This window comes from Membranihabitans marinus (assembly GCF_019802045.1).
Classification (GTDB): domain Bacteria; phylum Bacteroidota; class Bacteroidia; order Chitinophagales; family Saprospiraceae; genus Membranihabitans; species Membranihabitans marinus_A.
This window is the reverse complement of sequence record NZ_JAHVHU010000008.1, coordinates 190,428-203,945: the sequence shown is the minus strand read 5'-3', so window position 1 is coordinate 203,945 and position 13,518 is coordinate 190,428. Positions and strand designations below refer to the sequence as shown.

The following is a 13,518-nucleotide window of genomic DNA, read 5'->3' as shown; positions in this document are numbered from 1 at the left end:
CTGTAATGTAGTGTGTAAAAGCGGAACCAAATAAAAACCCCGGATCGGTGACCACCATAAGAAATCACAAGCACATCCAATAGGGCAGCTTCAATATTGCTCGTGACTCAACGCATGTCATCCATAAAACAAGGACCACATCAGCGGTGCCGTAAATACCGTAACCACACCATTAATACACATCGCCAAGCCACTAAAAACTCCGGTCATCTCGTGAAGTTGTATCGCCCGGGCTGTTCCGATACCATGACTCACCATTCCAATGGCGACTCCTGAAGCTCCGACGTCAGTAATCCTAAACCAGCGAAGCCAGATCGGGCTGAACATATTCCCCAAAAGCCCAATCCCGATCACGACCACCGATGTAATGGCCGGATCACCTCCCAGTGGTTCTGACACTTCGATTGCAATGGGAGTGGTAATACCAAGCGGCAAAAGGGAAGCCGCTAACTCTGATGGCAGCTTCAACACCACAGCCAAAACAGCTACCAAAAACACGCTGGCCAGACTCCCACAAGCTATGGCGATCAACAGAGGACCCAACCGTGATTTTATGGCATCCATCTGTTTGTACATGAGAACGCCCAGGGCAACCACAGCCGGTCCCAATAAACTGGTCAACACTTTGTTTTCTTCAAAATACTGGGTAAAATTCATGCCGGTTCCTTTCAAAAATAGGATGCAACCTAACACACTGAAAAAAACCGGCACAAAAATCAAATAAGGCTTCCTAGAATGCAGCAGCCGCGCCAACAAAAAAAGACAAATGGTGACCAGACTACTCATGAAATATTTTTTTTATGAACCAGATTTTGGAAGAGCTTACCCGATACAAAAAACACGGATAAAATCGTAAGGAGGACCAAACCCAAAATTTCAAGTCCCCACTTTTCGATCAATGTTCCGCTTTCGACAATACCCACCCCATAAGGGATATAAAACATCCCCATAAAAGTCAAAAGCAAAACAGAAGCATTATCCACCCAATGTAACGGCACCACACGCAAACGCAGCAATAAAAACATGATCACCATTCCAATTACCGCTCCAGGTACGGGTATGGGAAGATATTTTGCAATCCATTCACCGAAAAGATAAAGTCCCACAAGAATCACAAAACCCCGCACCAGTCGTCCCAGGTTATAAAGAATACGCATCAATCTATCTGGCATACTGAAAATTTGCCACAATATAACGAGAGAAAATTATTCTCAAAATAAAACATTCCAAAGGCGGTTGTTCAAACATCACCGACTGTGCTCGAGATCGAAACCATGCACTCAACACACCATACAATTTATTGCATTCGAAACAAATTAAGCATTTATTAGCACATGTTTTTGATTATAGAAATATATTACTAAATTGGACTTCGATTGTTAAGACATCGGTAATTTAATAGGATTTTGCAGCATAGACTTCCATCCATAACTAGTAGCTATGTGAGCTAATGGGAAATCACCTGATACTGTGCGAAAAGCTGCTATCTTTTTTAAAAGAAAATTTTAAATCATGAAAACACCTTTACTGGGAATTTTAATTTTTCTATTTATTGGATTAACCGGCTTCAGTCAAGCCAATCAATCCAAGACCATATCCGGGATTGTTAAGGACCAGGATGGAGTGGGTCTGCCCGGTGTATCGATCGCGGTCATGGGCACAGCTCAGGGAACCGTTGCTGATGAAAACGGCGAGTTCACCCTGCAAGCAGCAGTCGGTGACACCTTGAGTTTTTCCTACATCGGGAAAAAACCGGCAGAAGTCGTCGTTGGTGAACGGAACATCATTGAGGTGGAAATGTATGACGACGCCTCGCTGTTGCAGGAAGTACAAGTGGTGGCTTTCGGTACCCAAAAGAAGGAAAGCGTCATATCGTCGGTTGAAACGGTCAAACCCTCTGACCTCAGACAACCAGCATCCAACCTGACCAATGCGCTTGCGGGGCGAATTCCCGGTGTCATTTCGTACCAGACCTCGGGAGAACCCGGGCGCGACAACGCGGAGTTTTTCATCCGTGGAGTTACTACTTTTGGGTACAAGACCAATCCATTGATTTTGATCGATGGTTTTGAAGCCTCCACCACCGACCTGGCCCGAATGGAACCGGACAACATTGAAAGTTTCTCTATACTAAAAGATGCATCTGCTACTGTGTTGTACGGACCTCGGGGTGCCAACGGAATCATCATGGTCGTGACAAAATCCGGGCAGGAAGGACCGGCCCGGGTCAACGCGCGGGTCGACTATCAGGTCGCGATGCCCACCCGAATCAATGATTTATTGGATGGAGTATCTTATATGCGGCTCTACAATCAAGCCAGAGTCTCACGGAATCCACTCTTGGGTACATTCTACAGTGAGCAAAAAATACAATCCACTGCGGATGGCGTAGACCCTATTATCTATCCCAATACTGACTGGTACGACCAGCTCTTTAATAAGTCCACCAATAATAAACGTGGGAACTTCAATATCTCCGGAGGTGGAAAGGTAGCCACTTACTTTGCTGCCGGTACGGTCGAAAACGAAACAGGACTTCTCAAGGTAGATGACCAAAACAACTTCAACAACAACATTAATATTAATCGGGTCCAGTTGCGAAACAATGTCATATTCAAACTGACTCCAACTACCAAACTGGACACCCGGCTACAAGGCCGGTTTGAACGATACAATGGACCCCAGGCGCCAGCCAGTGACATATTCAATATGGTCATGAATTCCAATCCGGTCGATTTTCCTGCGGTTTTCGAACCCGATTCATTGAACCAGTTCACAGATCATATTTTATTTGGAAACACCTTTGTGAAAGGCGCATTAAAGCAAAACCCCTACGCAGAAATGGTCCGGGGGTATGAGGACAAAAATACAAGTTCGATCACTGCGATGGCAACCTTGTCACAAGAGCTGGATTTTGTGACGGAGGGGCTAAGGTTGCAGTTAAAAGGATCTGTAAACACCTGGAGTGAATATTCCAGCAGACGATGGTACAACCCCTTCTACTATGATCTGGAATCGTATGACCAGATCAGTGGGGATTATAAATTGTTCGCACTCAATCCGACCAGCGGCCGCGGTTATCTGGGGGATGTAAACCCCCACCGGGATGCCAGCGGACATTACTATTTCGAAGGCCGGGTGAACTGGGATCGAAGCTTCGCTGATCATACTGTTGGATTTATGACCGTCGGGATGTTTGAAGAATATTTGTTGACAGGAGGAAACAGCAACTCGATCTATGAGACATTGCCCGAGCGAAATCAGGGGATCTCCGGTCGTATTTCGTATGATTATGATACGCGCTATTTTGTGGAATTCGCGTATGGCTACAACGGTTCAGAAAAATTTAGCGGTCAACGACGATATGGATTCTTCCCATCCATCGGAGGAGGTTGGTTGGTCTCCAATGAAGATTTTTGGTCGCCAATTAAAAACACCATCAACACACTTAAATTCAAACTGACCTATGGTAAGGTAGGAAATGATGCTATTGCTGAGCGACAGGATCGGTTTTTCTATCTATCTGATATCTCCAAAGGGGGTCGTGGATACCGCTGGGGCAATACATTTACCAATGCGTACGGTGGATATCGTATAAACCGGTATGCCAATCCGGACATCACCTGGGAGATATCAACGAAAACAAATTTTGGAATCGAAGTCGGATTGCTCGATGAAAGTCTTGAAATCCAATGGGATCTATTCCGGGATGACCGGAGTCAGATCTACCTGCAGCGACAGAATTTTCCTTCTTCCGTCGGACTGGAAGCAGCGATCAATGGCAATGTTGGCCGGGTTCTATCCTGGGGACATGAAGGATCTCTGGACTTTCAAAAGATCATCACTCCTGCATTCTGGCTGTCTGCTCGCGCAAACTACACTTTTGCTACCAACGAATACGTAGAACTGGATGAAAAGAACTATGCCGATGAATACTTAAAGCGAAAAGGGCAGTCGATCAACCAATGGTGGGGCCTGATTGCTGAACGGCTGTTCGTAGATGAAGCTGAAATCGAGAATTCTCCCAAACAAGATTTCGGCACCTATCAAGCCGGCGATATCAAGTACAAAGATGTCAACGGCGATGGTGTCATCAACGGCAATGACCGAGTACCATTAGGTTTGCCTGTCGTTCCAAAAATTCAATACGGATTTGGTTTATCTGGGGGGTACAAGAATTTTGATATGTCTTTCTTTTTCCAGGGGAATTCCCAGGTTTCACTTTTTATAAATCCGGGCACCAATGATAATGGCATTGCTCCTTTTGCGAATCGACGGAACGCTTTGTCCATCATCGCTGAAGATCACTGGAGTGAAACCAATCCCGATGTCCATGCTTTCTGGCCACGATTATCGGTGGATCCGTTACCCAACAATACACAAACATCCTCCTGGTGGCTCAGAGATGGGTCCTTTATGCGTCTGAAAAGTGTAGAAATGGGCTTCAATTTGCCTGAAGGTAGTTTTAAAAGCATCGGAATGGAAAACAGCCGGATTTATCTGAGTATCCAAAATCTGTTTGTCCTCAGCAATTTCAAACTTTGGGATCCGGAGATGGGGCGCAAGGGACTGGGCTATCCACCCAATAAGCGATTTAACGTAGGTATTCAACTATCCTTTTAAGTACAACAATTAAAATATATAAGCAATGAAAAAATTATCCGGGATAATTTTACTATTTATACTGTTATCAGCCTGTGAAGGTTATCTGGATGTCGTACCAGACAACACATTAACTCTCGAAGACCTGTTTAAGCAAAAAGAAGAAGCCTGGGACGCGCTGGCCAAGGTTTACAGTTATATGCCGCACATCGATGAGACCCACAATTCCATGTGGACTGCCGGTGATGAATGGATCGGACGGCTGGATCTCAATGAAAACACCGGACACTTGCGAGGGATCCGACTCATGCGTGGGCTTCAGACGGTGACCGACCCCATACTGGGAAATTGGTCGGGAAATCAGGGTGCTCAGCCGCTCTATGACGGCATTCGTTCGGCCAATGTATTCCTGGAACACATCAATGATGTACCTGACATGTCCGAACAGGAAAAGAAAGATTGGTCTGCTCAAGTGACCTTTTTAAAAGCTTATTATAGTTTTTTACTCATTCGAAAATATGGTCCGATCATCATCGCAGAAGAATTGATTACCTCCGATGCAACCAAGGACGAGCTTTTTCAAAGAAGATCCACCGTAGAAGAATCGTTCGCCTATGTGATCCGCCTGATGGACGAGGCCATACCCAACTTACAAGAAAGAGCAGGCTCCAACCTGTATGGACAAATCGATCAGGTCGCCGCAAAATCCATCAAAGCACGCGTTCTTTTCTACCGAGCCAGTCCATTTTTCAATGGTAATAAAGAATATTTCGGTGATTTCACGAATGAAGACGGAGAACCATTTTTTCCACTAACCTATGATAATGAAAAATGGAAAGATGCACTTGATGCCTTGGACGATGCACTGGAAGCTTGTCAGGCAAACGGGGTAGAACTCTACCGCTATTCAAAAGAACCCTATGTTTTTGATCGCGAAGACTTCAAAGCCAATGAAGAAAAGTTACAGACCTTGTATGACCTTCGGATGGTGGTTACCGATCCGTGGAATAAAGAATTAATCTGGGGGTACTCCAACCTCAACTTTTATGGACAGGGCGAATTGGCTCATAGTTCCAATATTCGATTGCCGGAAGGATATGGAGGTGGCGTCACCAACACCGCTTCGTACTCCTGGCAATGGATGGCCTCCACGTACCGAATGACTGAACGATACTACACAGAAAATGGCGTCCCGATCGAAGAAGACCTCACTTTTGATGTTGACAATAAATGGGAGCTCACGACCACACCTGGAGCGGAAGACGAGGATTATGACCAAAGTCGAGGATACATGCAGCCCGGTGCCGAAACCATTAATCTTTACCTGAACCGGGAGCCCCGTTTTTATGCGAATCTCGGTATCACGGGTGGTTATTGGCGTTCACACAGTGTACGAATCAATACGATGATGTATGCGGGTAGTGATGGAGGATACAATTCCTCTCAACACTCCACGGATTTTCTGGTCACCGGCATCGGCGTTAAAAAATTGGTACACCCTGAATCGAAATCAGGTGCCTGGCAGCGGACCATCAAATACCCCTACCCCATCATCCGGTTTGCGGACCTCCTGCTCATGAAAGCCGAAGCACTCAACGAGTACAACAGCAGTCCGACCCAGGAAGTATATGATCTGGTCAATCAAGTCCGCAAGAGGGCGGGAATTCCAGACCTGGAAACGGTATGGTCCGATCCGGACATCGTAAAAACAGTCAACAAGCACAAATCAAAAGAAGGTATGCGAGATATAATCCTGAGGGAAAGGGGCATCGAATTTGCCTTTGAAGGACAACGGTTTTGGGATATGATCCGTACCAAAAGAGCGGTATCTGAATTTTCAAGTCCGGCCTGGGGATGGAATCACACCGGTGAGACAGGCGCTTCATTCTTCAATTTGGAGGTGAAACAAGCCCGGCAATTTACCATCACGGACAACTTATGGCCCATTGATCTCAATGAGATAAACACAAATTCCAATCTGGTCCAAAATCCCGGTTGGTAAAACCACGACAACATCGATATGACCCACGTATTTTTAAAAACAGCACAATATCCAAATACAATGATACGATCAAATTTATCTATCTGGCTATCCATTACAGTACTTCTTCTGCTCATCAGCAGCTGTGATGATAATGAGGTTAAACGCACCAATTCCGATGACACGATACCTCCCTCACCCGTCACCAGTGTTGAATACAAGCCATTGTTCGGGGGTGCCCGGTTCTTTTATACATTACCGAAGGATGAGGATTTGTTGCACATCGAAGCTTCTTATACAAACGATAAGAATAAAACTTATTCCTTTTCTTCCTCCTATTTTGTCGACTCGCTCGACGTTTACGGATTTGGAGATACAGCTTCTCATGAGGTTCAGATTTACGCTGTAGACCGCGCAGGAAATAAGTCAGAACCGGTATCGATCAACGTAACCCCACTAGAACCAGCCATTAGTCGTGTCGGCAAATCTCTGGAAGTCAAACCAGCATTTAACTCCTTTTTCGTCGATTGGAAAAACGAACTGGAACAGAGTATAAACATATACGTTGACTTTTCTTTTACCCAAAACGGAGAAAAGAAAGAGTTTACTTCTGTTTTCTCATCGAATTTACCGGAAGAACGCCGTTTTGTGGAAAATCTAAAACTCAATTCGGACGAACCCGTGAGTGTAAAAATTCGGGTAGCAGACATTTATGACAACATTACAGAGCCTATTGATATGGGAAATGTCTCCCTGTTGACCGATGTGAAAATACCAAAATCAGAATGGTACCTGCCTCCTGCCAATGATTCCATGGGCGGGGTCCCCCAAGCATTTGGAAATGGATTGGAAGGACGACTTCGGTACCTGATCGATGACATCATCGATCGCGGGGACAACCTCAATTTTATGCACACCCACAGTCGGGGACGCACCGGTGATCCGGATGATGGAAATATGCCCTGGAATGTCATTATCGATTTAGGTGCCGAATACAAATTGAGTCGAATCGTCACCCATCAACGCCATTCCGGTGGGATTAACAATGTCAACCGGGGCCAATATTACAGATACGAAAATGTGGGCATTTATGAAATGTATGTATGGGACGAAGACAACTCCGAATGGGTGTATGTGACCGAACATATGATTCCCGTGCCTGACGGCCTCAGTGAGTTGGAATTTGTCAAAAAAGGAGAAGCGGGTGACCAAGCCTATATGTATCCGGATGATCCCAAGTTTACCAAACCCACCCGATATTTCAGATACCGGGCCACAAAGGGGTTTTCTGCTAATTATACGCGGGAAGACGCCAACTGTCTTTCAGAGATCACCCTGTTTGGTCAAAAAGTACAATAAATTTCATCGATCACAGATAAAATTCAAGTTTGAAGCTTATGAAAAATATACTATTCATTTTATATGCCTACCTGCTTTTGGTCACCGGGTGTGAAGACATCTATGAAAAACAAGCAGAATTTGAAGGCGAAGTTGTTTACCCCGCTAAATACGATACCATCATAGGTCATATTGGCTTTGAAAGGGTGGAAATTGATTTGTTGAAGGCCGGACGAATTCCCAGCAGTGCCATTAACCTGGGCAAAGCCACCAAAACAAAAATAGAGTACGATGATGAAGTCATCACACTCGACTCGCTGGTTTCCTATGTCAACATCACCGGACTCGACCAATCAAAGCTGTATCGTTTTAAAATCTCCACCCTGGATGAATACGGCAATGAATCCGTACCCCAAGAAATAGCACTCATCCCCTTTACGCAGGAGGGCCTCAACAATCTCGTCGTCTCGCCACCACGGATCCTCGCATCACCGTCAGCGGCTGTCGTGGAATGGCCGTCCGGGATCTCTTCGGTATTGATGGAATACGAAAGCCTGAAATATTCGTACACGGACAAAGAAGGGGTAGAACGTTCCGGTGGTATTGATGGAAATCCTCGATTTTTTGTCGGCAATGTGACACCGGGCCAACCAATCACGATCAATATGGCATACCGGGTCATTCCCAGAGTCAATCAAAAAGAAATACTGGATACCCTGACCATCACCGATGAACTGGTCATCAATATGCCAACAGAAACCACCCCATTCACGCCGGCAGAAAAAGACATCCTGGCTGCCAACGGTGTGACTACATTCACCGCTCAAGGTGTCTCTGACGTGACAAAATTAACGTACCCGGTACACGCACGATCCCTGCAGGACATTTTCTTTTTTCCAAACCTAAAAACGCTGGATCTTACCGGTGGCGACTTATTTGAAATACCAACATTGACCTACGACCGCAACGGCGTCGTCGATGTAGTCGGTGGTGGAGATTTCGTTGAATTTCTCAGAAAAGCAGGAGATATCCCGACTAATAATTATCAGTCTCTCAAGGATTTGTTGGAAGCAGGTATTCTGGAAAAAGTCATCTACCGACCACACAGTATGGGGCTGGATGAGTTATTAGCCCCCTACGTTGACGATGGCACCGTGGAGTTGGTAGATAATCCTGCAGAGATATACATCGACAACAAATTTCATCTCGACGGAAATGTACAAGATCACAATTGGAATATGGAGATCACCTATCCGGCGACCGATGCCCCACAAAGCAGCATGGAACTAAAGAACGTTTACAAAACGGTCCCGAAAGCCCGGAGTGCTTCTTTTGTCTTTGCATTGCCGAAGGAATACGAGTTCAATATCGAAGAATATAAATACTTGAAGGCAAGTATTTATGCCCCTGAAAAATCCGTATTTACCGGTGAATACACGCCCTTCCAAAAAATATGGCCCCGGTTTATGAACCGGATGTGGTCGTTTGCTGACTTCAGTAATTTTGGACAGCAGTACTGGGCCATCGATGCTTTTGAATTACCGGACAGCTACCTGGGTGAATGGAAGGAGGTCACCGTGGATATGTCCAATGCGCTCGATAAGCACAACCGCGTCATCGTCCTTAACATTGGCGGCGAACCGGGCATCAGCAACTGGGATCCACCCAAAGAAATAGAATACTACTGGGCCAATCTTCGATTTTCAAAAACGGAGTAGGTTAATGGGTAATGGTTAATGGTTAATGGTTAATGGAAAAAATAAAATATAGCCTCTGGGTGAAAAATTCAGGGGCTTTTTTGTGGGGCGGCTGGAGATTTGACGTATATGTTTAGCATTCCAAACATTGGTGCAATGTGGTTTCTGGGTGATTGGAGCTCCAGCTCCGATCTCAAAGTCAGAGTTGAGTATGTGTCTAACATCTCAAATGTACTTAACCTGGGGATGATTTACCCCGTCCCCAACTCGTTGGGATGGCCGGGTTTACATAGCAGAGTTAAATTGGGCTTTAGGCACAAATTCATATTTATTAATGGCTAAAGCCAAGTTTTCTCGCATCCTGGAGTCCCCGGGCTGATCCCCAACAAGTCAACGATTTTGCACCTGGATTAATAATACTTTCTACTCATTTTTAACGGAGGTTCAAGCTACTCCGTTCTGGTATTCAAGGTTCAATTCGAAAGTCGATGCGTTTATCAGATTGGTTTCTGGCTCAGAATGTAAAGAATGACACTTTAGTTTTTTAATATATCCCCTTATCTAAAATGTCAGTTCACGAATGTTGTCAAAACCCAATACACCCCACATATCGGCTGCTTTTGCTGCCGATAATTTCATTCCTTAAGAATGAAATTATACCACCTCTACATCATTTTTCCGGGTACACTCATTACCTTCTTCAAATTTCATTAACTGACCATGGGTCTAAAAACAAACTTTAAAAACCGGCTACCTCACCTGGCACCTCCTGGGGTACCACTTTCTGTGTTAAAAGAAGGATTTGAATTAGGTTGAAAGAATGGCCTTTCGGCCAATGCGCCATTGCTAAAGCCTGCCTGTCTAATTCATATGGTTAATATTTGCCGGCAGACAGTTTTTTTTAGAATTAGGAGCATTTGTAATCGGATGGAAAAAAGTGTAAGATATACTGCCCGCTAAAAATCTATGACAGGCTGGGAACGGGGCAAAAACACGCTAACCAAGTACGATTTGATGAGGTCTATCAAATCTGCCGCCCTGCCAACCTATTGTTATTCCTTCGTATAAAACCGGACCCAGTCCACCCACATCTCAGCCGGTAAATCTTCCGGATAGACCCGGCCCACCCAGCTTCCTCCGAGCTGCATATCGATCAACAAGTAATAGGGTTGATCAAACGGGTACTGACCTTCTTTATCGGTTTCTATTCGGGGATAGGTCAAGATATGTTCATCATTGATATAAAAGCGTAAACTGTCCGCACCCAATTCCACTGCATATACATTGTACCCGTCCGGATCGATCTGACCCGTACCTCCTTTGCGGGGCGTGGTTTGCTTAAGCTGTACCGTATAATATGAATGAACGGTCTGATAAGCGATGGACTCGCTATTGAGCCGTTCCATGATATCGATCTCACCGCCATCCGGCCATTGACCATCCTGAGGCAACAACCAAATCGCAGGCCACGCCCCCCGTGCACCGACCAGGCGGGCCCGAATTTCTAGGCGCCCATTATGAAAACCTTTTTTGTCTTTCGTGAAAACACCCCCGGTCAGGTAGGTCGCTGTATCATCCAGGTTGTATTCCGGTCTATTGGCGATTCCCCGGAGCACCAGATTCCCATCCTGCATATCATAACAGGAATCAAAATCCGACATATAGTTCTTCCAGTCCGGAGTTCCTCGTGGGATCTTACTCCATACATTGGTATCAAAATGATCCGGTTGATCAAAATTCTCTTCCCAAGCTATTTTCCAATCCTTATTTGAAGTTTCCGGTTTCTGGCATGAACTATGTATCCCCATGAAAGTCAAGAATATGATTATAGTGTATGCTTTGTTCATTTTATGTATTGTTCGTTAATTTCAATTTCATCAAGGTTATGAAGGGCTTCTTCACTCCAAAAGATTTTATAAACCATATTTTGCCTTTAAAAACATGTCACAACCGATGTAATCTTTAGATTCTAAATCCATTTCTCCAACTCAATGACTTTATGATAAAGTTTATCGCTGATCCAAAATCCTATGGTTCTCAAATCTTAAATTTTCATTTCTACAGAGTTTATGAACCCACTTTGTTTTGCCTTTATAAGTATTCCCAGCGTTCCAATTATTTTCATTCCTCTTTTTACCCCTTCCATTCGCCCTGATTTTTCATCAATCAATAGATAGTCTGCATTGAGTTCCATTCCAAGAATAATCGATTCTGATTCACCTAGATCTAATCGATTTAACAAATCAGACACCATATCATGGCTCACAACTGATTTCACAATAATCCAATCTACTTCTAACTCTCCTCTGGACACTATTCCTCTATCAACAAGTATTTGCAATTCATCATAAACGCTCACGGGAATAATCACCTCAGAGTAAAGCCGCTCTAAGATTTCAAGTTCATCTATTTGTACGAGATTACTTATTATTGTTGTGTCACTAATTACTCTCATCTAATGAAATACCTAATATTTCCAAATCTCTTGTCAACTCTTCTTCATCATAGTTTACAGGTATTCTTCTTTTACCGAGCTCCTTTAAAAATAGTATTCGATTAATACGCGCAAACTTACTCGCTCTCCCAGCAGAAACTTTCTCCTTCTCATATAACATTATGGCTATTTCCAGCCTGAGTTCATTTTCATCCATTTGAACGAGTTCTAACTCGCTATCGTCAATCAACAATGCCATAATTACATCCAATTTTTTATTTACAAATAAATTATTAAACCCATCCACCTGTTACCCAAAACAAATTTGTTCGTTATTTAGTTCTGGATCACTCCATTGAATGAACACTTCTCAACTCACGCAATGTTTGAATCCACAATTCAACTCGTGTCAGATCAAATAAGTCGCAAATAATCCGTAACTACACAGCCATCGGAATAATCGCCTCGTTTTGCCCCAACCCTAAGGGAGCCGAATCGATTTTCAGTCTTTTCCCTCTTGGGGAAGGACAAAAAAGAGCAAAATAAATTGTCATTACCAAGTGACTGTGTATTTACAATAATCCCTTTTTCCAGTCCAAGTCTATAATCGTCAGATAGCTATAAATATCATAACCTTATACCAGATAATGTCAATCTGCCATTATCCAATATATAACCATGATGGATTAGTTTTTCAAATCAAGCTTAATTAGCATGGGTGGATCATTCCAGGTATAGTTCTTATACTTTTGGTACAATTCACTAGTTTCTGGCAAGTTCTGAATCTGATTAATAAAATTGCTCTGGTACAATTTTCCAATTACTGAATTTTTATATAGATCAAAAATTAGAAATTGAACATCGACTCCGTCGATATCGTTTTTAGCGGTCCTGCCGTGTATTAATTGACCAGCTTTACCGCTGGTAATGATTGGTTCTTTCAAGAGGTCTGTAAATAGGTCTTCTGAATACACCCTATTGGGCTGAACGGGTTCTTTGGCTTCCAGAAATCGCAGCATAAAAGGGGTGTTCGGTTTTCCTCTTGGAAGGATGAAGTATTCAATAGATTTTAACACGCCCATATTCTTACCAGGTAATTCTATAAAAACTCCGGAACTGAGCCCTGCGGAATTTGACGGAAGCAATCCTGTCAGTTCACCATTTGTATTTTTGAGTATAGTTCCTCCAGGAAGACCGATTATTTGCTCCACCATTCCTTCACCTCGAATAGTGACCTCAGGTAACGCATAAGCTCTCTTCTCAAGAAGTACTTTCAGATTCTCATCCTTACTTGCATTTACAGAGATTATCGTATCCTGATACCCTACACAACTGATTTTCAATTGAACTGGCGTGTTCGACGCATTTTTTAATGCGAGAGAAAATTCACCATCCTGATCAGAGGTCGTCCCGTTCTCATAAGAAGACACATCTATTATTGTCGCTTAGGCCACAGGAATATGACC

10 protein-coding genes are annotated in these 13,518 nt (G+C 43.9%); 4 read left to right on the top strand and 6 right to left on the bottom strand.

What is annotated here, in order from left to right; translation table 11 throughout:
- Positions 1-117: 117 nt before the first annotated feature.
- A complete protein-coding gene (locus KUV50_RS09620) occupies positions 118-786 on the bottom strand; it encodes an LrgB family protein (RefSeq protein ID WP_222579924.1) in 669 nt (222 codons plus the stop codon).
- Positions 783-1,172 (bottom strand): CidA/LrgA family protein, encoded by a 390-nt coding sequence (locus KUV50_RS09615; protein WP_222579923.1) that lies wholly within the window; start codon positions 1,170-1,172, stop codon positions 783-785. Before KUV50_RS09615 ends, KUV50_RS09620 begins: the two co-directional genes overlap by 4 nt.
- Before the next feature lie 340 nt (positions 1,173-1,512).
- Between KUV50_RS09615 and KUV50_RS09610 the strand changes: the two genes are divergently transcribed.
- Genes KUV50_RS09610 through KUV50_RS09595 form a run of 4 tightly spaced genes read left to right on the top strand, consistent with a single transcriptional unit; the run spans position 1,513 to position 9,639 of the window.
- Positions 1,513-4,623 carry a SusC/RagA family TonB-linked outer membrane protein gene (locus KUV50_RS09610; protein WP_222579922.1) on the top strand — a complete coding sequence of 1,037 codons (3,111 nt, stop codon included), beginning with the start codon at positions 1,513-1,515 and terminating at the stop codon, positions 4,621-4,623.
- Positions 4,624-4,648: 25 nt separating this feature from the next.
- Positions 4,649-6,604, top strand: coding sequence for a RagB/SusD family nutrient uptake outer membrane protein (locus tag KUV50_RS09605; RefSeq protein ID WP_222579921.1), 1,956 nt, complete (start codon positions 4,649-4,651; stop codon positions 6,602-6,604).
- Positions 6,605-6,664: 60 nt separating this feature from the next.
- Entirely contained in the window at positions 6,665-7,942 is a 1,278-nt protein-coding gene (locus KUV50_RS09600) for a DUF4959 domain-containing protein (RefSeq protein ID WP_222579920.1), read from the top strand.
- Positions 7,943-7,980: 38 nt separating this feature from the next.
- On the top strand, positions 7,981-9,639 hold the full coding sequence (locus KUV50_RS09595) for a DUF4998 domain-containing protein (protein WP_222579919.1): 1,659 nt from the start codon (positions 7,981-7,983) through the stop codon (positions 9,637-9,639).
- 1,031 nt (positions 9,640-10,670) lie between these two features.
- On the opposite strand, the gene KUV50_RS09590 is transcribed toward KUV50_RS09595, so the two are convergent.
- The 4 genes from KUV50_RS09590 to KUV50_RS09575 all read right to left on the bottom strand — a co-directional run bounded on the left by KUV50_RS09590 (position 10,671) and on the right by KUV50_RS09575 (position 13,482).
- Positions 10,671-11,426 carry a glycoside hydrolase family 16 protein gene (locus KUV50_RS09590; RefSeq protein WP_410000041.1) on the bottom strand — a complete coding sequence of 252 codons (756 nt, stop codon included), beginning with the start codon at positions 11,424-11,426 and terminating at the stop codon, positions 10,671-10,673.
- Between the two features lie 236 nt (positions 11,427-11,662).
- A complete protein-coding gene (locus tag KUV50_RS09585; RefSeq protein ID WP_222579917.1) occupies positions 11,663-12,073 on the bottom strand; it encodes a hypothetical protein in 411 nt (136 codons plus the stop codon).
- Positions 12,060-12,311 (bottom strand): UPF0175 family protein, encoded by a 252-nt coding sequence (locus KUV50_RS09580; protein ID WP_222579916.1) that lies wholly within the window; start codon positions 12,309-12,311, stop codon positions 12,060-12,062. Before KUV50_RS09580 ends, KUV50_RS09585 begins: the two co-directional genes overlap by 14 nt.
- Positions 12,312-12,738: 427 nt before the next feature.
- A complete protein-coding gene (locus KUV50_RS09575; protein ID WP_222579915.1) occupies positions 12,739-13,482 on the bottom strand; it encodes a carboxypeptidase-like regulatory domain-containing protein in 744 nt (247 codons plus the stop codon).
- Positions 13,483-13,518 lie beyond the last annotated feature (36 nt).

Excerpts from the sequence above, each read along its gene's own strand:
- KUV50_RS09600 (WP_222579920.1), top strand. The coding sequence starts at position 6,665 with ATGATACGATCAAATTTATCTATCTGGCTATCCATTACAGTACTTCTT.
- KUV50_RS09615 (WP_222579923.1), bottom strand. The coding sequence starts at position 1,172 with ATGCCAGATAGATTGATGCGTATTCTTTATAACCTGGGACGACTGGTG.
- KUV50_RS09590 (WP_410000041.1), bottom strand. The coding sequence starts at position 11,426 with ATGGGGATACATAGTTCATGCCAGAAACCGGAAACTTCAAATAAGGAT.
- KUV50_RS09605 (WP_222579921.1), top strand. The coding sequence starts at position 4,649 with ATGAAAAAATTATCCGGGATAATTTTACTATTTATACTGTTATCAGCC.
- KUV50_RS09585 (WP_222579917.1), bottom strand. The coding sequence starts at position 12,073 with ATGAGAGTAATTAGTGACACAACAATAATAAGTAATCTCGTACAAATA.
- KUV50_RS09595 (WP_222579919.1), top strand. The coding sequence starts at position 7,981 with ATGAAAAATATACTATTCATTTTATATGCCTACCTGCTTTTGGTCACC.
- KUV50_RS09620 (WP_222579924.1), bottom strand. The coding sequence starts at position 786 with ATGAGTAGTCTGGTCACCATTTGTCTTTTTTTGTTGGCGCGGCTGCTG.
- KUV50_RS09610 (WP_222579922.1), top strand. The coding sequence starts at position 1,513 with ATGAAAACACCTTTACTGGGAATTTTAATTTTTCTATTTATTGGATTA.
- KUV50_RS09580 (WP_222579916.1), bottom strand. The coding sequence starts at position 12,311 with ATGGCATTGTTGATTGACGATAGCGAGTTAGAACTCGTTCAAATGGAT.